The following is a 19,734-nucleotide window of genomic DNA, read 5'->3' as shown; positions in this document are numbered from 1 at the left end:
TGTACGCTCAGGTGCAAAACATGTCATGCCCGCCGCAGGTAGACGTCGGCCAACAGATACACCATCAACAGAGCTGGCACGAGGACAAGCCAGCCTTCCACGATACGGACGTCGATGGATGCGCGTAGCAAAACACCCATCGCGACATGCAGGCCAAGGATACGCAATCCCAGCCGATCAGCCAGTGATTGGGGCACCAGGGCGGCGACGACTCCATACAGGGCGTAGAGCGCCACCCCGATGCCGAAAGGCAGTGCCAGCAGACGGTGGGCTGAGTCGAAGTGGGGCACAACGGCTGAGCCGAAGGCGAAAGCGACGCCGGCGAGCACGACGCCGAGGGGCACGACTCCTTGCGGTATGTCTGATGTGTTCACTGACGGTGCGGCTCCTAATCCGTGCTGGGCGGTAGGTATTGCTTTCGTAGATTGGAATCAATGCCCGCGGGCCGGCGATGGGATGCGGGCGCGCGCACAGCGGGGATTTCCGTCGCACGATGAGCACATGTGGTGCTCTGACAACAGGCCGCTGGCAGCTGCTGCTTGGGTGGATCCTGGAGACTTCGCGGGGTGAGCGCTTACGCAGAATCCGGTATTTACCAATGGTGCGTCCGCAACCATCGACTATGCTGATGTTGTAGCCTGAAAACGACGGTGTTGCTCAGCGCGATACCATATCGGCGGGGGACGGCCGACAACCGCTAACGCGCGCGACGGTCCTGCCGCTCGTGCCAACGCCGTCGGGCATCGCGTCGGGGTTGTCGAGGCCCTGACAGCGGCGCATGGCAACCAGCGGCGGCGGAACCGGTGGTGGCGCAACCTGGGGCACACACAAAATTTTCATACACAATGGCTACGCTAAGGCCGTACCGGTAAGGCTCGGCGGCTGTTCGCATTCGGTAATCCGCCGAGCCCTGGGAATTGCATCGATGAGGGGGCAGCAACATGACGACGTATCAAGACAAAGCCGTTTGGGAGCTTTGCCGACAGGGCTTTCACGGCATGGCCGCAGAGGCGGAGGAGGCCTGGTCCCAGGGCCAAGGTTATGTCCCCACGGAACCCCTGCCGCTGGCCCGCGAGGTGATGGAACTGATTCACATCGCCAACCGGGAATGCCAGGCTCGACTGGCGTAGGCGACACCCAGGTTTTGCAAGACAGCGACGGGCCTCATGCGAGCCGGTTATCTCTATATCGCGCCCTGCGGGAGCACACCCAGGGTCATTTGCCTGGAAGAGGCGGACATCATGGCCGAGGCGCCCGAAGGCGTCGCGATTGTCGCGTATTTTTGGGACTTGGATGCGGCGATGATGCATTTTCACGCGGATCTTCGCCGCCACCTGCTGGATGCGAACCGGCGCGCGTACCGCGCCGACATGGTGGAGGCCGCCGCTGCGCTGGATGCCATCGAGCTACAGCACCAGCGCACCTACCTCGCCCCAGCGCTGGCGGCGAGTCCGGCGTGGCGTGCGGCCACTGCTCGCTTGCACCACAAGCATCGACGCTGGCAACGACTCTTCGACTGGCTTGGCATCGTCGGCCTGCTGCTACTTGTGTTGACGAGCTTGCTCCCCCTCTGAGCCGCACACCACACGAAAAGGGCGCAACGACGGATACCGCGAGGCCGCCCAAAGCCGGGCAGCCACCCGACATTGCACGCCATCGGCGCATTGACCTGCGCCGCTGCCAGTGGCGGCTCATCGGTGCAGGTCGACCCGGGGTGGCGGATCAGGCGTGCCGACGCGCATGGGCATGACATGCGATGCGAGATGGCGACCAGACGATCCGGCGACGGGGCATGGCCACGAGCATGGTCTCAGCCCGGGCATTGATCGGCCCCACAGGGACTCCGGCGCCACACCGCGGGACGTCCATATTGATGACGCGCTGCGGCGGCTTCCCCGGCGACCGGGACACGGGCCTCGGCGCCCGAGCCGGTCAGGTCAGCCACCAAATCTCAGGCGCCCTGCCCGTGCGCGCCCATCTGCGACTGGAGATAGTTTTGAACACCCATCAGCTGGATGCGTCGCAGTTGCTGCTCCAGCCACCAGGCATGGTCCATCTCGGTGTCGTCGAGGAGCTGGATGAGGATCGTGCGGGTTTCATAGTCCTGCTCGGCTTCGCAGGTGGCGATGGCCTCCTTCAGCGCACCCGCGACCCGGTACTCGACGTCCAGGTCCAGCCGCAGCATCTCCGCGACGTTGTTACCGATGTTGACCTTGTCCCGCTGGTTGAAATCCGGCTCCGCTTCCAGGAATAGCATGCGCTCGATGAGCTTGTCGGCGTGCTCGGCCTCTTCCTGGAGCTCGTGCTCCAAGTGCTCGGCGAGCTTGAATAAGCCCCAATCGCGGAATTTGCGGGCATGACCCAGGTACTGATCCCGGGCGGCGAGCTCGCAGTTGAGCAAGGCCTGCAGGTGTGCGAGCACATGTTGACTACCTTGCATGATCACGCCCCCTCCATCATGGCCTGCAGATAATTCTCAAGCCCGGTATTGTCGATCAGCCACTGCTGGGACTCGATCCAGTCGATGTGCTCCTCCACCTCTTCCAGAATCTCGGTGAGCTCATCGCGGCTCACATAATCTCTGCGGTCTTCGCACAGCTTCACGGCATCCAGTAGATTGCCGCGCATGACGCTCAGCATGGAGAGATCGCCCCCCAACATCTCCGGTACGTTCTCGCCGATGAGGAGCTTGCCCAAATCCTGCAGGTTTGGCAAACCCTCCAGGAAGAGGATGCGCTCGATCAGGTCATCGGCCATCTTCATGGCTTTGATCGAGCGCTTGTACTCGTAGTCGTTGAGTCCGTTCAGACCCCAGTTCTTAGCCATCCGCGCATGCAGAAAGAGCTGGTTGATTGCCGTCAGCTGATCTTTGAGGCACCCATTGAGGGCTTGCAGAATCGGATTGTCGCCTTGCACTGCGCGGTTCTCCGGTCGTTGTCATGACGTTGATGTTGTGTTGATCAAGTGCTCAGGATGCCAGCGGGGCGGACCTGATGCATCCGCCGCCGACATGATCCCCGCCTTGGCACGCGACATGCTGCTGTCCCAACAGTAATCAAGAGCATCACCAGGTTTGCCAGGCCGTCGCGGTACCCTGCGCAGGGTGATCGAGGTCTCGCGCGCACAACCACCTGTTTTCAAAAGCATTGACCAAAATCATAAAAACATTATTGCGAATCATTCTTTTTTCTGTTACCGTCGGTGTGTCATCAATCATCCACTAGTATTGCCCTGCCATGTACGTTTGTGTCTGCAATAAGGTCACCGACAGCCAAATCCGTACGGCCTGCGAGAACGGCGCGCACTCCATGGAGTGCCTGCAGCGCAGGCTCAAGGTCGCCACCTGCTGCGGGCGCTGCGCCGAGTGTGCCCAGCGGATGCTCAACGACGCCACGGCCGCGCGCCCCGACCAGCAGTTGCATCGCGTCGCCGCCTGAGCCCGACCGGCGGTGTCGCGTTGCGGCGCCCGGCCCGGGGGGACCGCAGAACGACATGGCCGAGCCTAATGGTGCCAGCGCCGTACCGCAATCATCCAACCAAAAAAAGCGGCCAAAGGCCGCTTTTTTCATACCGGATCCCCCAAGAGGGGTCACCATCTTCCGAGCTCATCGCGGTAGGTCGGTCGTCCCCATCAGCCACTCGTCCACGGCACGCGCGCACTGTCTGCCCTCGCGGATGGCCCAGACCACCAGCGACTGTCCGCGGCGCATATCGCCCGCCGTGAAGACACCGTCGACGTTGGTGTAGTAAGCCTTCGGGCCCTCGGTGCTGCCCTTGACGTTGCCACGGCCGTCCAGCTCCAGTCCTTTTGCCGCTCGCAGCTCCGCCAGCATGCCCTCGTGCACCGGGTGGACGAAGCCCATGGCGAGCAGCACCAGGTCGGCCTCGAAGTGACCCTCGCTGCCCGGGACCTCGGTCATCTGCCAGCGTCCGTGCGTGTCCTTATCCCAGCGTACCAACACATAGTTCAGGGCTTTGACGTTGCCATCGCCATCGTGATCGAAGGACTTGGTGAGCACGTTCCAATGCCGCTCGCAGCCTTCTTCCTGGCTGCTGGAGGTGCGCAGCTTGTGCGGCCAGTCGGGCCAGGTAAGGCCCTTGTCCTCCTTCTCCGGCGGCTTGTCCAGGATCTCGATCTGGGTGATGGATCTGGCGCCATGGCGGTTGCTGGTGCCGATGCAGTCGGAGCCGGTATCACCGCCGCCGATGACGATGACATGCTTGTCGTTGGCGCTGATGAAGTCCTCGTCCGGCACATGCACGCCCTGCACGCGCTTGGAGTTGGCGCGCAGGAAATCCATGGCGAAGTGGATGCCGTCGTAGCTGCGCCCGGGGACGTCCAGGTCGCGGGGCTTCTCGGAGCCACCGGCGAGCACCACGGCGTCGTGCTCTGCCATGAGCTGTTCTATGGGGATGTCGACACCGATGTGGCAATGGGTGTGGAACTCCACGCCCTCGGTGCGCATCTGTGCCATGCGCCGATCGATCATCTTCTTGGCGAGCTTGAAGTCCGGGATGCCGTAGCGCAGCAGGCCGCCGATGCGGTCTTCCTTTTCGTACAAGGACACGGCGTGCCCGGCGCGTGCCAGCTGCTGGGCACAGGCGAGTCCGGCGGGACCGGAGCCCACCACGGCGATGTGCTTACCGGTGCGGTGCTCAGGCACCTGCGGGCGCACCCAGCCTTCGTCCCAGGCCTTGTCGGCAATGGCGCGCTCGATGGCCTTGATGGCCACCGGCTTGTCGTCGATGTTGAGGGTGCAGGCCGCCTCGCAGGGTGCCGGACAGATGCGCCCGGTGAACTCCGGGAAGTTGTTGGTGCTGTGCAGCACCTCGATGGCCGACGCCCAGTCGTTCTGATACACCAGGTCGTTCCAGTCCGGAATGATGTTGTTCACCGGACAGCCCTGGTGGCAATAGGGAATGCCGCAGTCCATACAGCGCGCACCCTGGATGGCCATCGCTTCGTCGGACGGCGGCAACACGAACTCGTTGTAGTGCACGACTCGATCCGCCGCCGGCTCGTAGGCCATCTCGGCGCGCTCGTATTCCATGAATCCGGTTGGCTTACCCATGGCTCATGCCCTCCTTCAGGATTGCCGCGAAGGCTTGGTTAGGGTCGGCTTGGACAGATTCGGCGTGGCCGCACCCGGCGGGCGACTCTGCTGGGCCTGCATGGCCTCCAGCGCCCGGCGGTAGTCCACCGGCATGACTTTGACGAACTGGGTACGCCTGCGCTCCCAGTCATCGAGGATGGTCTTGGCCACGTCCGAGTTGGTGTAGTGCTTGTGCTTGACGATCAGCTGTTTCAGGCGGATCTCGTCGAAGCGCGTCATGTCGTGGCTCACGTCCACGAAGCCGTGGGATTCCAGATCGCCACGCTGGTGGTCGAGATGCTCGAGCGCTGCGTCCTCGGCGGGGACGGGCTCCAGATTCACCATGGCCTGGTTACAGTGCTCGGCGAAGGTGCCGTCCGCGTCCAGCACATAGGCGACGCCACCCGACATGCCGGCGGCGAAGTTGCGGCCGGTGGGGCCCAGACAAACCATGACGCCGCCGGTCATGTACTCGCAGCCGTGGTCGCCAACGCCCTCGACCACCGCGGTGGCGCCGGAGTTACGCACGCAGAAGCGCTCGCCGGCGACGCCGCGGAAGTAGACCTCACCGCCGATGGCGCCGTAGAGCACAGTGTTGCCGACGATGATGTTGTCCTCGGCCTTGTCGATACCCGAGTCCGCGGGTGGATAGATGATCAGCCGCCCGCCGGAAAGTCCCTTGCCGACATAGTCGTTGGCTTCTCCCGTCAGCTCGATGGTCACACCGTGCGCGAGCCAGGCACCGAAGGACTGGCCGCCGATGCCACGGGCCTTGATGTAGATGGTGTCGTCCGGCAGACCGACGTGGCCGTAACGCTCCGCCACACGGCCCGAAAGCATGGTACCGACGGTGCGGTTGAAATTCTTGACCTCGGTCTCGATGCGCACCGGCTCGCCGCGCTCGAGGGCCGGCTCGGCCGCCTGGATGAGCTTGTGATCCAGCGCCTTGTCGAGCCCGTGGTCTTGGGTCTCGCAGTTGTAGTGCGCGACGTCGTCCGGCACGTGCGGTTTGGTGAGGATGCGCGAGAAGTCGAGCCCCTTGGCCTTCCAGTGCGCGATGGCATGGCGCATCTCCAGGCGGTCCATCTGGCCAACGGCCTCGTTCAGGGTTCGGAAGCCGAGCCTGGCGAGGAGCTGGCGCACCTCTTCGGCGACGAAGAAGAAGAAATTCACCACGTGCTCCGGCTGGCCGGTGAACTTCTTGCGTAGCTCCGGATCCTGCGTGGCCACACCCACCGGGCAGGTGTTCAAGTGGCACTTGCGCATCATGATGCAGCCCTCGACGATCAGCGGCGCCGTCGCAAAGCCGAACTCATCGGCGCCCAGCAATGCGCCGATGACCACGTCGCGGCCGGTGCGCATGCCACCGTCCACCTGCACCGCGATACGCCCGCGCAGGCGGTTGAGCACCAGGGTCTGGTGGGTCTCGGCGAGGCCGATCTCCCACGGGCTGCCGGCGTGCTTGATGGACGTGAGCGGACTGGCGCCGGTGCCGCCGTCGTAGCCGGCGATGGTCACGTGGTCTGCGTGGGCCTTGGAGACGCCGGCGGCGACGGTGCCGACGCCGACCTCGGAGACCAGCTTGACGGAAATCCGCGCCTTGGGATTGGCGTTCTTGAGGTCGTGGATCAGCTGCGCCAGGTCTTCGATGGAATAGATGTCGTGGTGCGGCGGCGGTGAGATGAGGCCCACGCCCGGCGTGGAATGTCTCACGCGCGCGATCTGCGCGTTGACCTTGTGGCCCGGCAGCTGGCCGCCCTCGCCGGGCTTGGCGCCCTGGGCGATCTTGATCTGGATGTCGTCGGCATTGACCAGGTATTCCACGGTCACGCCAAAACGCCCGGAGGCCACCTGCTTGATGGCGGAGCGCTCGGGGTTGCGGGAGCCGTCCGGCAGCGGCAGGAAGCGCTCGGGCTCCTCACCCCCTTCGCCGGTGTTGGACTTGCCCCCGATCCGGTTCATGGCCTTGGCCAGTGTCGAGTGCGCCTCGTAGCTGATGGAGCCGAAGGACATGGCGCCGGTGGCGAAACGCTTGACGATCTCCGATGCCGGCTCGACCTCCGCCAGCGGTACGGGTTCATCGGCCCACTTGAGCTCCATCAGCCCGCGGAAAGTCAGCAGCTTCTCACTCTGCTCGTTGATGAGCTTGGAGTATTCGGCGAAGGTCTTGGCGTCGTTGGCGCGCGTCGCGTGCTGGAGCTTGGAGATGGTCTCGGGGGACCAGACGTGGTCCTCGCCGCGCAGGCGGTAGGCGTAGTCACCACCCACGTCCAAGTGCTTGCGCAGAATCTGCTCGTTGCCATAGCCGCGCTGGTGCCAGCGTACGGCTTCCTCGGCCACCTCGGCCAGGCCGATGCCCTCCACCATGCTGGCGGTACCGGTGAAGTACTTGGCCACGAACTCGCGGTTGAGTCCCACCGCGTCGAAGATCTGCGCGCCGCAGTAGCTCTGGAAGGTGCTGATGCCCATCTTCGACATGACCTTCTTCAGGCCCTTGCCGACAGCCTTGATGTAGCGTGACTGAACTTCCTCGAACCGAGGCTTGCCGCCATCGTGTGGCAGCCTGTCCAGGAGCGAGGCGATGGTGTCGAAGGCGAGATAAGGATTGATGGCCTCGGCGCCGTAGCCCGCCAGCGTGGCGAAGTGGTGCACTTCCAGCGCGGCCCCGGTCTCCACCACCAGCCCCGAGCTGGTGCGCAGCCCCTGGCGAATCAGATGATGATGCACGGCGGAGGTGGCCAGCAGCGCCGGGATGGGCACGTAATCGGCGTTGGTGTGGCGATCGGACAAGATCAGGATGTTATGCCCCTCCAGCACCGCCTGCTCCGCCTCTTGGCAGAGTCGATCCAACGCCGGCCCCATGCCCACGGCCCCCTCACCGGCCGGATAGACCATGTGCAGGGTCTCGGTGCGGAAGGCACCGCCGGAGTTGTCCTGGATATGGCGGATGCGCTCCAGATCCTCGTTCGTGAGGATGGGCTGGTTGACCTCCAGGCGCCAGTGTTGGCCCGCTTCATTGAGGCCCAGCAGATTCGGGCGCGGACCGATGAGCGACACCAGCGACATCACCAGCTCTTCGCGGATGGGGTCGATGGGCGGATTCGTGACCTGGGCGAAATTCTGCTTGAAGTAGGTGGACAGGTGCTTGGAGCGCGACGAGAGCACCGATGGCGGGTTGTCGGCGCCCATGGAGCCGATCGCCTCCTGTCCTGAGACCACCATGGGCGTCAGCAGGAACTTGATGTCCTCCTGGCTGTAGCCGAAGGCCTGCTGGGCATCCAGCAGCACATTCGCCTCGGGCGCCATGGGGGCCACGTCCGTCGGCAGGGAGTCGAGGTGGATCTGGGTCCGGTGCAGCCACTCGCGGTAGGGCTTGGCATCGGCGAGCTCGGCTTTCAGCTCGTCGTCATCGATGATGCGGCCCTGCTCCAGATCGATCAGGAACATGCGACCGGGCTGCAGGCGCCACTTCTTGGCGATACGCTCCTCGGCGATGTCCAGCACGCCCATCTCCGAGCCCATGACCACCATGCCATCGTGTGTCACCAGGTATCGCGCCGGGCGCAGTCCGTTTCGGTCCAGCGTGGCGCCGATCTGGCGACCGTCGGTGAAGGCCACGGCGGCGGGGCCATCCCAGGGCTCCATCAGCGCCGCGTGATACTCGTAGAACGCGCGGCGCTTCTCGTCCATGAGATGGTTGCCGGACCACGCCTCCGGAACCAGCAGCATCATGGCGTGGGCCAACGAATAGCCCCCCATCACGAGCAGCTCCAGGGCGTTGTCGAAGCAGGCGGAATCGGACTGGCCCTCGGGGATCAGCGGCCAAATGCTGTCCAGATCCTCCCCCAGCACTTCCGAGCGCATGGTGTGGCGGCGTGCCGCCATCCAATTGACGTTGCCGCGCAGGGTGTTGATCTCGCCGTTGTGGCAGATCATACGGAATGGCTGGGCCAGATCCCAGGTCGGGAAGGTGTTGGTGGAGAAACGCTGGTGCACCAGCGCCAGGGCCGAGGCGAAGCGCTCGTCCTGCAGGTCGAGGTAGTAGTTACCCACCTGGGTCGCCAGCAGCATGCCCTTGTAGTTGATGGTGCGCGACGACATGGAGGCGACGTAGTACGCCGTCTTGTCATAGCCCGCGGCGCGGATTTCGTTGTCCATGTGCTTACGGATGACGAAAAGCTTGCGCTCGAAGGCGTCCTGATCCGGACAGTTGTCGCCGCAGGCGACGAAGATCTGGCGCACCACGGGCTCGGAGGGCAGGACGCTCTCGCCGAGGTCTGAGTTGTCCACCGGCACGTCGCGCCAGCCGAGCACGGTTTGACCGCCCTCTTCGAGTCGGCGCTGGACCGTCTCCTCCATGTCTGCCCGGGCGCTCGCATCCTGCGGCAGGAAGACCATGCCGACGCCGTAGTGACCGGCTGCTGGCAGCTCGAAGCCCGCCTTGGCCCGGAAGAACTCATCCGGGATCTGGACCAGGATGCCGGCGCCGTCGCCGGCCTTGGGGTCGGCGCCCACGGCACCGCGATGCGTCAGGCGTTCCAGGATCTCGAGGCCCTGCCGGACGATGCGATGGCTCTTGCGATTGTGGATATCGCAGACGAAGCCGACGCCGCAGGCGTCGCGCTCGTTGGCGGGGTCGTAGAGCCCCTGCGCCGCTGGATAGGCACGAAGGTTCATGACGGAGGACCTCGTAGTCGCCTGGTGATCGGTTAACGGACCCGACGGGTGGTGTGTGATTCGCAGATCAGTCGGCTTGCGCGCCGGGAAGTTCCGCTCGCGGGTGAAATACCGTCCGCAGCGTCCGCGGTTTTGACTGGCCGGCTGTGCTCGGCGCCTGACGAAGGCCGCCCGGGCAATGGCTCGCTGACGCAGACCCTGGGGCGGCGTCGGCTGCGGCCATCGGTGGGGTCGGAGGCGGCGAGCGGCCCGGCATCTGCCATCACCGCAAGTCACGACCGAGCGCCGGGCCGAGCATCATAACGTCGAAGCAGGGACTATGCCAGTACGCCGCCGGCGACCGGCGCCCCTCGGCGGCGAGCATGGCACTCGGGCGGGGCAGTCTTGTGTCTCGATGCACGGCTTTGGTGCTAGCGCGACTGCCCGCTGCCAAAGGACTGCGCATGCGCCCGGATGCACCACTGCCCGTCGACACTTGGTCGTGTCCCCGGCCATCTAGAGCATGCCAGAAGCCTTAGGCGCCGCCACCGCAGCCAGCAGTGCCCGCAACGCATCAGGGTCGAAATCGGCCGTGACGACAGCCGCACCGATACCTCGCAGCAGCACCAGGCGCAGCCGACCGCCCTGAACTTTTTTGTCCACAGCCATCAGCGCGAGCCAGCGCTCGACGCTCAGGCTGGTGGGCGGGTCCACCGGCAGGCCGAAGCCGGCGAGCAAATCGCGTGTGCGCGCAACCTCGGCGGCGGCGAGCCAACCCAGGCGCGCGGACAGCTCGGCGGCCAGCACCATGCCCGCCGCCACCGCCTCACCGTGGAGCCACTCGCCGTAGCCCAGGCCTGCTTCAATGGCATGACCGAATGTGTGACCGAGGTTCAACAGCGCCCGCTGCCCGGACTCGCGCTCATCGGCGGCCACAACCGCAGCCTTGTTGCGGCAGGAGCGCTCGATGGCCTCGGCCAGCGCATCGCCGTCGCGGGCGAGCAGCCGCTCGCGGTTCGCCTCGAGCCAGTCGAAGAAGGCCGCATCGCGTATGAGCCCGTATTTCACCACCTCCGCCAATCCAGCGGCGAGCTCCCGGTCTGGCAGGGTGCTCAGCGTCTCGGTGTCCGCAATGACGGCGCGCGGCTGGTGGAAGGCGCCGATCATGTTCTTCCCGAGCGCGTGGTTTACGCCTGTCTTGCCGCCCACCGACGAGTCCACCTGCGCCAGTAGCGTGGTCGGAACCTGGATGAAGTCGACGCCGCGCTGATAGCAGGCCGCCGCGAAGCCCGCCATGTCACCGACCACACCGCCGCCGAGGGCGATCAGGGTGACGTCCCGCCCCAAGCGCTCGCGCAGCAGGGTGTCGAAGATGCGATTCAGCGTGCCGAGGTCCTTGTGGCGCTCGCCGTCGGGCAGGATCACCGTGCTGCAGCTCAGGTTGGCCAGGGCCCGCTGCACGACGCTCAGATACAGCGGAGCGACGGTGTCGTTGCTGACCACCAGCACCTGCCGGTCGCGCACGTAGGGTTCGTAGCTGCTCGAGTCTGCGATGAGCCCGGAGCCAATGAGAATCGGGTAGGCGCGCTCACCGAGGTCGACTTGCAGCCGCCGCACGGCGATCCCGCGACCGCGCCCGTCCAGCGCGTGGGTGGAGGTGGGCACGTCAGAGATCTTCCTCTTCGAGCCGCCGGCGAATCTCTTTCACCACCGACGAGGTGCCACGACGCTCCGTGGAGACCACCATATCCGCCACTTGCCGATACACCGGCTCGCGCTCGGTCATCAGGTCCTTGAGCCGCTGCTGCGGGTCTTCCGTGTCCAACAGCGGACGACTGCGGTCGCGCGACGTGCGCGCATGCTGCTGCTCCGGGCTGCAATGCAGGTAGATCACCAGGCCCCGGGCGGCGAGCTGCTGGCGGTTCTCCGCCACCATGACGGCACCGCCGCCGGTGGCCAGCACGATATTGTCCTGCTGCGCCAGTTCCTCGATGACCGCGCGCTCGCGGTTGCGGAAGCCCTCTTCGCCCTCGAACTCGAAAATCGTGGCGATGTCCACACCGGTGCGGCGCTGGATCTCTTGATCACTGTCCTGGAACTCATACCCCAGAGACTGGGCGAGCTGGCGGCCGATGGTGCTTTTGCCGGCGCCCATGGGGCCGACAAGAAAGATGTTCTGTGGTCGTATCATAGCCACAAGGTATGCCAGATTTGGCGGCTGCGGGCAAGGGTGTCCGGCAAGCAACACAGCGTCCATCAGGCACGGGTGTGGGCATCACCGCCGCCTCCACCCGGCCGACGTCGTGCCTCTAGTCCCAGGGTGTGGAGAGCTCATCCTGCAACACCTTGGGGGTGACGAAGATCAACAGCTCGCTCTTGTTGGCCTGCCGCTGCTCGTTTTTGAACAACCGTCCGAGCACGGGCAGATTGCCCAGCCACGGCACCTGTTCTTTGGCGTAGGTCTTATCGCGCTCGTAGACGCCGCCCAGCACCACGGTCTCACCGTTGTCGACGAGCACCGAGGTGCTCACCGACCGGGTATCCACCGGCGGCACGCCCAACACCGTGCTCGAGAAGTCCGGCTGATCTTTGTTGACCTCCAGATCCATGATGACGCGATCATCCGGGGTGATGTGCGGGGTCACCTCCAACTTCAGCACCGCCTCCTTGAATGCCACCGCGGTGCCGCCGCTGGCACCGCCGGTTTGTTCCTGGTAAGGGATCTCGGTGCCGACCTTGATCACGGCCTCGCTCTGATCGGAGGTGACCACTCGCGGCGAGGACACCACTTCGCCGCGTCCTTCACGCTGCATGGCGGAGAGCTCCAGCTGGATCAGATGCGAGCCCACCTTGCCGAGCATGAAGTTGAAGGCGCCGGAAGGGTTGGCGTTGGCAGGCAGGTTGACCATCAGCGACGGCAGTCCGCCGCCGTCGGGGAGCTCGACGATGGAATTGAAGCGCGCACGCTGGCCCGTCGGATCACCCGTAATGGTCTCGCCTTCTTGCGTCGCGCTGCCGAAGAACGGTCCGGCGTCGTAGTCTGCACTCGGCGCATATCCCGGCCGGCCGCCGGCGATCAGAAGCTCGTTGCGCTGGTCATCGCCCATGGACGTCGAGAGTCCGAAGCGCACACCGAGGTCGCGGGCGAAGTCATCGTTGGCGATCACCACCCGCGTTTCGATCATCACCTGCCGCACGGGCACATCCAGACGGTTCACGAGCCGACGGACTTCTTCCAGCCGGGCCGCCGTGTCTCGCACCAGCAGCGTATTGGTGCGGGCATCGACGGTGACGCTGCCGCGCTCGGGCGTGAGCAGATTGTTATCCTCGGACTTGAGCAGTGCAGCGACATCTGCGGCCTTGGCATAATTCACCTGGATGAACTCCGAGCGCAGCCGCGCAAGCTCCTGAATTTGCTGCTGCGATTCCAGCTCCAGTTTTTCCTGGGCGGCGATCTCCTGCGTCGGCGCCACCATGATGACATTGCCTGCCCGACGCATGGACAGCCCCTTGATCTTGAGGATGATGTCGAGCGCTTGATCCCAGGGGATATTCTTGAGTCGGAGCGTGACATTGCCGCGCACCGTATCACTGGCCACCAGATTCAGACCGGTGACGTCCGCGAGCAGCTGTAAGACCGCCCGCACCTCGATGTCCTGGAAATTGAGCGACAATCGCTCCCCCGCGTAGACGATCTGCTCGCGCTCGCGCTGCGCCTTCTCGGCGGGATTCAGGGCGCGGAATTCGAGCGTGAAAAGCCTGCCGGTCCGGTATCCGAGGTACTCGTACTGCTCGGCGGCTTCCACATCCACGCGCACATCAGCGCCGATGCTGCGCGATTCCACCGCTGTCACCGGCGTTGCGAAATCAACGACATCGAGACGCCGCAACAACCGTTGTGGCAGCCCGGTGTTGGTAATCTCTGCGACGACGCGCCGACCTTCCCGCCGCACGCTCACCTGGGTGTCGGCAGACGGCAGCGTGATCAGCACACGTCCCTCACCGTCGACACCGCGGCGAAAGTCGATCGCCTCGATCATGCCCTGCGGGACCTGCGGCTGAGGTGCCGGGCGGCGGGGCTCGGGGATGCCGGCGGGTCGCATCGGGTCGGGCAGGGGCGCCGGCCGATCCGGATCCAGTGACACGGTGACACGGTTATCCTGGGCATTCAGCGCGTAGGGGACGGCTTTGCTCAGATTGATGACCACGCGCGTGCGGTCACCCGCCTCGATGGCGACCACGGTTTGGGCATCGCCCAGACCGATGGGGATGGACCTGCGCGTGAGCGCGCTGCTCGCCCCGGGGAAATCGATGACAATCCGTGCGGGATTTGCCGTGACAAAGTCCTCCGGCGTCGGTGCGCGAGCGGAGAAGACGAGCGCGATCTCCACCTGGTCGCCGGGTAAGGACGCGAACTGCACATCCTGCAGGACCGGCGCTGCCATCGGAGCTGCCATCGGGGCCATCCAGCACAGGGCGAGCAGCAAGCCCAGTGCGGCCAGCAACCACCGTCGGCGGCGCGAGCCACGCTCCTGGATGTGGTCAGCAGCGCAGGCGAGCGCCTTGGAGCCGGTTGTCGCAGACATGGTGCGCGTGACCTCTGCCGTGGTTATGGCTCCCCGAGGGAGAGGCTGGCCTGGCGCTCACGCCAGCCATCCGACCCTTCGCCGACGATTTCCGTCAGCGAGATGGCTGCGGGGGTGATGCGCATGATCTGACCATTGTTCTGACCCAGGTAGTTGCCGACGCGCACGCGGTGCAGCAGGCCCTCCGGCGTCACGATGAGTCCCCAGCGGGTGTCGTTGAGCTCCAATGTGCCCACCATCCGCAGGGCCTCCAACGCAAACCGCTCCAGCGCCTCGCGCCGGCGCGACGGGTCGGGCGCCACGCCCTCGGGCTGCGGAGGTACCGCCGCTTGGGCTGTGTGCTCGTCGCGCTCGAAGGGATCACGCCGGCCACCGGGATCGTACACAAAGTCTTTCACCTGCACCACCTCAGGAACGGGCTCCAGCGGCTCCGGCACACGCGCGTTGATCGCCGCGACGTAGGCCTCGAGCGCAGCGTCGTCGGGCGCTCCACAGCCCGCGAGCACGACTGTCAGACCGAGCAGCACGACGACGCCAGAGGGCCCGCCGGCACCAATCATTGGCCCCCGCCCTCCTCAAGGTAGCGATAAGTCTTGACCGTGGCCTCCATGCTGAGGACGCCCCCGGCAGCGGCACCACCACGGCGCTCATCCGCGGCGGCGATCTGCACATCATGAATGGTGGCGATGCGCGGCAGGGCTGCGAGCCCGCTGATAAAGCGCCCGAATTGGTGATACCGACCTGTCACCCGTATGCGGATGGGTAGTTCTGCATAAAAATCCTCGAATTGCTCGCTGGCGGGCTCGAACAGCTCGAATTCCAGCCCGGCGGCCAACCCGGTGTCGGAGACGTCCACCAGGAGCCCGGCCACTTCGGTGCGATCCGGCAGCTGGCGTACCATGGCGCCGAAGGACTGTTCCATCTCGGCGAGCTGGCGCTCATAGTCTTCCAGGCTTGCGGCCTGCTGTTGTGTGTCCTCGAAGCTCGCGCGCAACGTGCGCTCCCGCTGCTCCAGCCGCGCCAGGTGCGCGAGCTGGTCCCGTATGATGAAGGTGTGCCAAGCCCAGCCCATGCCCGCGCAGAGCAGTAGCGCCACCATGACCTTCGGGAGGGTCGGCCAGGCGCCGATATTGTTGAGCTCCAGGTCTGCAAGATCGCTGAGCTGCATGCCTTGTCTACCGCAACCTTGGACCTGTGCGGCGACTCAACCCGCCGTGGTCCGCGCCGATGTCCGCAGCCCGGGGCGTTCGGCTTGCGTCGCATCGTGGTCGGGGGGCTGTTGTTTGAAGCTGAGCCGAAAATGGCTGAGGCCGGTGCCCGTCTGGTCTTCGGTTTCGATGACGAGCAGCTTGGCGCCCGCGATCCAGCGACTGGCATCGATGTTGCGCATGAAGGCCGACACGCGTGCATTGGACCGGGCGCGCCCCTCGACCTCGACCCGATCGTCGCGCTGGCTGACGGCGGTCAGAAAGACGCCATCGGGAAGGGTCGTCACCAACTCGTCGAAGAGGTGAACCACCATCGGCCGACTCGCTTGCAAGCGTTGGATCACAGCCATGCGGGCCAGCAGATCGCGCTTGCGCGCGGCCAGTCGCTCGATGACCTGAATGCGCTGGCTGAGCTGGGCTATCTCCTGTTCCAACAATTGGTTACGGGACTGCTGAGCAGCGATCATGCGCTCGAGCTGCACCCGCACGCCCAGGCCTACGAGCAGCACCGCGACCAGCGCAGCGCCCGTGGCGAGCAGGAAACCGCGTTGCCGATGCCGGCGCTGCGCTTCACGCCAGGGAAGCAGATTGATCCGCGCCATGTCAGTCGAATGCCCGTAACGCCAGACCCGTGGCAACCATCATGGACGGCGCAGCCCGAGCCAGGGCGCCGGGATCGACGCCCGGGCCCACGGCCATCGGCGCAACCGGGTCGGCCACCGAGACCGGCACGCCGAGGCGCTCGGCCACCAAGTCGTCGATCTTCTCGAGGCGCGCGCCACCGCCACAGAGCAGCACCCGATCGGTGCGGTGATGGGTGCTCGCCGAATAAAAGAACTGGAGGGCGCGGGCAATCTGCTGCGCCACCGCATCTTCGAACGGTCGCAGCACATCGGGAGTGAAGCTTTCCGGCAGTCGCTGATTTTGCAAGCGCTCCAGCGCCTGCGAGCGGGCGAGCTGATAACGACGCTCGAGCGCGTCCAACAGTTGGTTACCGCCGAAATTCTGCTCACGCGTGTAGACGACCTGACCGCCGCGCAGGACATGCAGGGTCATGGTGGTCGCACCGACATCGGCTACCGCAACGGTCTGGTCCTGTTGCCCGTCGCCGCCGCGACCGAGCAACAGTGCGCAGGCGTTCTCCATGGCATGGGCCTCGACATCGACAATCGCAGCGCTCAGCCCAGCCAGCTTCAGCACAGCCACCCGATCATCAACGTTCTCCCGGCGAGAGGCCGCCAGCAACACATCTACCGTGTCCGGATGATTCGCCGATGGTCCGATGAGATCGAAGTCGATGTTGACCTCTTCCAGCGGGAAGGGGATTGACTGGTCCGCCTCCAACTGGACCTGGGCCTCCATGTCGGCATCCGAGAGGGACGCCGCCACGGCGATGACCTTGGTGATGACCGCCGAGTCCGCCAGCGCGCAGGCGACGCGCTTGGTCTTGGTGCCGCTCTTCGCCACCGCACGCCGGACCGCTCGCCCGACGGCGTCGACGTCGACCACCTTTCTTTCCACGACGGCGTTCGCGGGTAACGGCTCGAGGGTGAAGGCCTTCACGCCATAGCGCTGCGCCGCGGGACCAACGCCCCGGGATAGCTCGATGAGCTTCACCGCCGTGGAGCCGATGTCCACGCCGAGAAGTGAGGCTTGCTTGCGAGCAAAACCGAACATCTGCGTCGTTACGCTAGATCCAGCCCATCCATACCCGAGCGGCAGCCACCGAGCGGCTATCCCGGCCCAAGCCGATGCCCCTTGGTCGGCACCGCTGTACACCACAGCATACTGCGCCGACACCTGGAACTTAATACCCTGAAAAATCAGGGTAAGGTGAACCGCCATCCGGGCTGCAAAAACCGAACGCCCAGCTGCGACGGGTATATCATGGAACCGCGTGGCGCTATCCGAGCAAGACTTCTATGCCCAGGCGATCGGGATCCAAGGCCGCCACGGCGGCCACCGCGCGGCGCCATAAGCGTCGCCACAGCACCGCGGAATCGGGCGGCGGCCGTCATCGCTGCCAGGACCAGCGCCGCCGGCTCGCCTATGAGGCGGCGCGCATCCTCGTCGAGCACGATCCCAGCGGTCTCGACCGCGCGCGGCGCAAGGCGGCGGCACGACTCGGTATCACCGACAAGCGCTGCTGGCCGGATAACGCCGAGATCAACAATGCCCTGCTGGAGCAGCAGCAACTGTTCGAGCCCGATGAGCGTGCCCGCAGTCTCATCGACCTGCGTCGGCACGCCCTGAGCGCCATGCGCGAATTTGCCGACTTCCGCCCGCGTCTGGTTGGGTCAGCCCTGCGCGGCACCGCCACGCGCGAGCACGGTGTTGAGCTTCGCCTGTTCGCGGACAGCCCCGAAGAGGTGTTGATGGCACTGATGGACAGGCGTATCCCGTGGCAGGAGCGCGAGACCGTACAGCGCTACGCCAGCGGCAGCGTGGAGACCTGTCCGGTGTTCGCCTTCGTCGCCGGCGACATTCCGGTGCACTTGCAGGTACTGCCTTGGCGGGCGCGCCGCCAGCCCCCGCTGGATCCGATCTCGGAACGCCCGGAGCGCGGCATCGATGCCGACGAGCTGGCCGCCCTGCTGGCCGATGGCGCAGCATGCGAGGCCGTCATCAGGGCCTCTTGAGCGAGCCGCTGCTCAGGTCGGTCGCCGCCGCGGGATACGCTTGCGCGTGGCGCGGCGTCTCGGCCCGGACAACGCCGAGGCAGCCAACGCCTGTTCCCATGCGCCGCCAGCCTGAGACGTCGAAGCTGATCGCGCCGCACGACCCGTCCAGCCGTGCGGAGGGCGCCTGCACCACACGAGCGTCGACGCGCCGGGGCGGGTCATCCTCCCGCACGTCCCCGGCGCCGCTCGACGGCCGGCGGTGACCGGGGCTCAGCGCTTGGAGATCGGGACGTAGTCGCGCGGCTGCGGTCCGCAGTAGATCTGCCGCGGGCGGCCGATGCGATTGGCCGGGTCGCTCATCATCTCCATCCAGTGGGAGACCCAGCCGACGGTGCGGGCCAGCGCAAACATCACCGTGAACATGTTGCGGGGGATGCCGAGGGCGCTGTAGATGATGCCGGAGTAGAAATCGACGTTCGGATAGAGCTTGCGCTCGACGAAATACTCATCGTGCAGCGCGATCTCCTCCAGCTTGAGCGCCAGCTCGAACAGCGGGCTGTTGGCGCCGGGCATCTCCTCCAGCACCTGATGACAGACCTCGCGAATGATCTTGGCGCGCGGGTCGTAGTTCTTGTAGACGCGGTGGCCGAAGCCCATCAGCCGGAATGGATCATCCTTGTCCTTCGCCTTATCGATGTACTTGGGCACGTTGGACACGTCACCGATCTGTTGCAGCATATCCAGTACCGCTTCGTTGGCACCACCGTGGGCGGGACCCCACAGGGAGGCGATCCCGGCGGCGATGCAGGCGAAGGGGTTGGCGCCGGAGCTGCCCGCAAGACGCACCGTCGAGGTGCTGGCGTTCTGCTCGTGGTCCGCATGCAGGATGAAGAGCAGGTTCATCGCCTTTTCGGCGAGCAGCTCCGGCTCGTAGTCCGCACAGGGTGTGGCGAACATCATGTGCAGAAAGTTCGCCCCATACCGCAGATCGTTGCGCGGATACATGATGGGCTCGCCGATGTTGTGTTTGTAAGCGGCGGCGGCGATGGTGGGCACTTTGGCGATCAGACGGTGGGCCGAGACTTCGCGGTAATGCGGATCGTTGACGTCGATGGACTCATGATAGAAGGCCGACAGGGAGCCGACGACGCCGCAGAGGATGGCCATGGGATGTGCGTCGTAGTGGAACCCGTCGAGGAAGTTCTTCAGGTTCTCGTTGAGCATGGTGTGGGTCGTGATCACCCGCTCGAATTCCACCAGCTCCTGCTCATTGGGCAGTTCCGAGTAGAGCAGCAGGTAGGCCACCTCCAGGAAGCTCGCCTTGGTCGCGAGCTGCTCGATGGGGTAGCCGCGGTAGAGGAGCACGCCCCGCTCGCCATCGATGTAGGTAATGGCGCTATGGCAGCTGGCCGTGGCCATGAAGCCCGGGTCGTAGGTGAAGAAGCCGGCGTCGCGGTACAGGGACGAGATGTCTACGGCCGGCGGCCCGAGGGTGCCCTCCCGCAGTGCAAACTCGTGGTGGCTGCCGTCCGCGTTGTTGGTGATCGTGACGCTCTTATCGGACATGGAC

The 19,734-nt window shown here is 65.2% G+C and carries 17 protein-coding genes; 4 read left to right on the top strand and 13 right to left on the bottom strand.

The annotated features are described in order from the left end of the window. Nucleotides 1-23: 23 nt before the first annotated feature. Entirely contained in the window at nucleotides 24-374 is a 351-nt protein-coding gene (locus QZ588_RS08360) for a hypothetical protein (protein WP_295541672.1), read from the bottom strand. Nucleotides 375-941: 567 nt separating this feature from the next. On the opposite strand from QZ588_RS08360, the gene QZ588_RS08355 reads away from it, so the two are divergent. Both QZ588_RS08355 and QZ588_RS08350 read left to right on the top strand, forming a co-directional pair. Further along, entirely contained in the window at nucleotides 942-1,130 is a 189-nt protein-coding gene (locus tag QZ588_RS08355) for a hypothetical protein (RefSeq protein ID WP_295541671.1), read from the top strand. 36 nt (nucleotides 1,131-1,166) lie between these two features. Next, entirely contained in the window at nucleotides 1,167-1,574 is a 408-nt protein-coding gene (locus QZ588_RS08350) for a hypothetical protein (protein WP_295541670.1), read from the top strand. A gap of 377 nt (nucleotides 1,575-1,951) precedes the next feature. Here the strand turns inward: QZ588_RS08350 and bfr (QZ588_RS08345) are convergent, their stop codons facing one another. After that, complete coding sequence (bfr, locus tag QZ588_RS08345) at nucleotides 1,952-2,440, bottom strand: bacterioferritin (protein WP_295541668.1); 489 nt, start codon at nucleotides 2,438-2,440, stop codon at nucleotides 1,952-1,954. A 2-nt stretch (nucleotides 2,441-2,442) separates the two neighbouring features. Continuing rightward, nucleotides 2,443-2,916 (bottom strand): bacterioferritin, encoded by a 474-nt coding sequence (gene bfr, locus QZ588_RS08340; protein WP_295541666.1) that lies wholly within the window; start codon nucleotides 2,914-2,916, stop codon nucleotides 2,443-2,445. 320 nt (nucleotides 2,917-3,236) lie between these two features. On the opposite strand from bfr (QZ588_RS08340), the gene QZ588_RS08335 reads away from it, so the two are divergent. After that, the gene (locus QZ588_RS08335) at nucleotides 3,237-3,437 is read left to right on the top strand and encodes a (2Fe-2S)-binding protein (RefSeq protein WP_295541664.1); all 201 of its coding nucleotides are present in this window, start codon (nucleotides 3,237-3,239) and stop codon (nucleotides 3,435-3,437) included. A gap of 168 nt (nucleotides 3,438-3,605) precedes the next feature. Here the strand turns inward: QZ588_RS08335 and QZ588_RS08330 are convergent, their stop codons facing one another. From QZ588_RS08330 to QZ588_RS08290, 9 genes are all read right to left on the bottom strand, one after another. After that, nucleotides 3,606-5,072 carry a glutamate synthase subunit beta gene (locus tag QZ588_RS08330; RefSeq protein WP_295541662.1) on the bottom strand — a complete coding sequence of 489 codons (1,467 nt, stop codon included), beginning with the start codon at nucleotides 5,070-5,072 and terminating at the stop codon, nucleotides 3,606-3,608. Nucleotides 5,073-5,087: 15 nt separating this feature from the next. Beyond that, a complete protein-coding gene (gene gltB, locus QZ588_RS08325) occupies nucleotides 5,088-9,770 on the bottom strand; it encodes a glutamate synthase large subunit (protein WP_295541659.1) in 4,683 nt (1,560 codons plus the stop codon). Nucleotides 9,771-10,265: 495 nt separating this feature from the next. Next, entirely contained in the window at nucleotides 10,266-11,366 is a 1,101-nt protein-coding gene (gene aroB / locus QZ588_RS08320) for a 3-dehydroquinate synthase (protein ID WP_295541706.1), read from the bottom strand. A 49-nt stretch (nucleotides 11,367-11,415) separates the two neighbouring features. Continuing rightward, nucleotides 11,416-11,940 carry a shikimate kinase AroK gene (gene aroK, locus QZ588_RS08315; RefSeq protein WP_295541657.1) on the bottom strand — a complete coding sequence of 175 codons (525 nt, stop codon included), beginning with the start codon at nucleotides 11,938-11,940 and terminating at the stop codon, nucleotides 11,416-11,418. A 118-nt stretch (nucleotides 11,941-12,058) separates the two neighbouring features. Beyond that, a complete protein-coding gene (locus QZ588_RS08310) occupies nucleotides 12,059-14,335 on the bottom strand; it encodes a type IV pilus secretin PilQ (protein WP_295541656.1) in 2,277 nt (758 codons plus the stop codon). A gap of 23 nt (nucleotides 14,336-14,358) precedes the next feature. Further along, nucleotides 14,359-14,895, bottom strand: a complete 537-nt coding sequence (locus QZ588_RS08305; RefSeq protein ID WP_295541654.1) for a pilus assembly protein PilP — start codon at nucleotides 14,893-14,895, stop codon at nucleotides 14,359-14,361. Next, complete coding sequence (locus QZ588_RS08300; protein WP_295541652.1) at nucleotides 14,892-15,503, bottom strand: type 4a pilus biogenesis protein PilO; 612 nt, start codon at nucleotides 15,501-15,503, stop codon at nucleotides 14,892-14,894. Before QZ588_RS08300 ends, QZ588_RS08305 begins: the two co-directional genes overlap by 4 nt. 36 nt (nucleotides 15,504-15,539) lie before the next feature. Then, nucleotides 15,540-16,145, bottom strand: a complete 606-nt coding sequence (locus QZ588_RS08295) for a PilN domain-containing protein (protein WP_295541650.1) — start codon at nucleotides 16,143-16,145, stop codon at nucleotides 15,540-15,542. A gap of 1 nt (nucleotide 16,146) precedes the next feature. Further along, entirely contained in the window at nucleotides 16,147-17,220 is a 1,074-nt protein-coding gene (locus tag QZ588_RS08290) for a pilus assembly protein PilM (RefSeq protein WP_295541649.1), read from the bottom strand. Between the two features lie 245 nt (nucleotides 17,221-17,465). Between QZ588_RS08290 and QZ588_RS08285 the strand changes: the two genes are divergently transcribed. Then, on the top strand, nucleotides 17,466-18,182 hold the full coding sequence (locus QZ588_RS08285) for a hypothetical protein (RefSeq protein ID WP_295541648.1): 717 nt from the start codon (nucleotides 17,466-17,468) through the stop codon (nucleotides 18,180-18,182). 252 nt (nucleotides 18,183-18,434) lie between these two features. On the opposite strand, the gene QZ588_RS08280 is transcribed toward QZ588_RS08285, so the two are convergent. Beyond that, nucleotides 18,435-19,730 (bottom strand): citrate synthase, encoded by a 1,296-nt coding sequence (locus QZ588_RS08280; RefSeq protein WP_295541647.1) that lies wholly within the window; start codon nucleotides 19,728-19,730, stop codon nucleotides 18,435-18,437. Nucleotides 19,731-19,734: the final 4 nt, after the last annotated feature.

It is taken from the genome of uncultured Thiohalocapsa sp., assembly GCF_913062725.1.
In the GTDB taxonomy this organism is placed as follows: domain Bacteria; phylum Pseudomonadota; class Gammaproteobacteria; order Chromatiales; family Chromatiaceae; genus Thiohalocapsa.
This window is presented reverse-complemented; position numbering and strand designations above follow the sequence as displayed.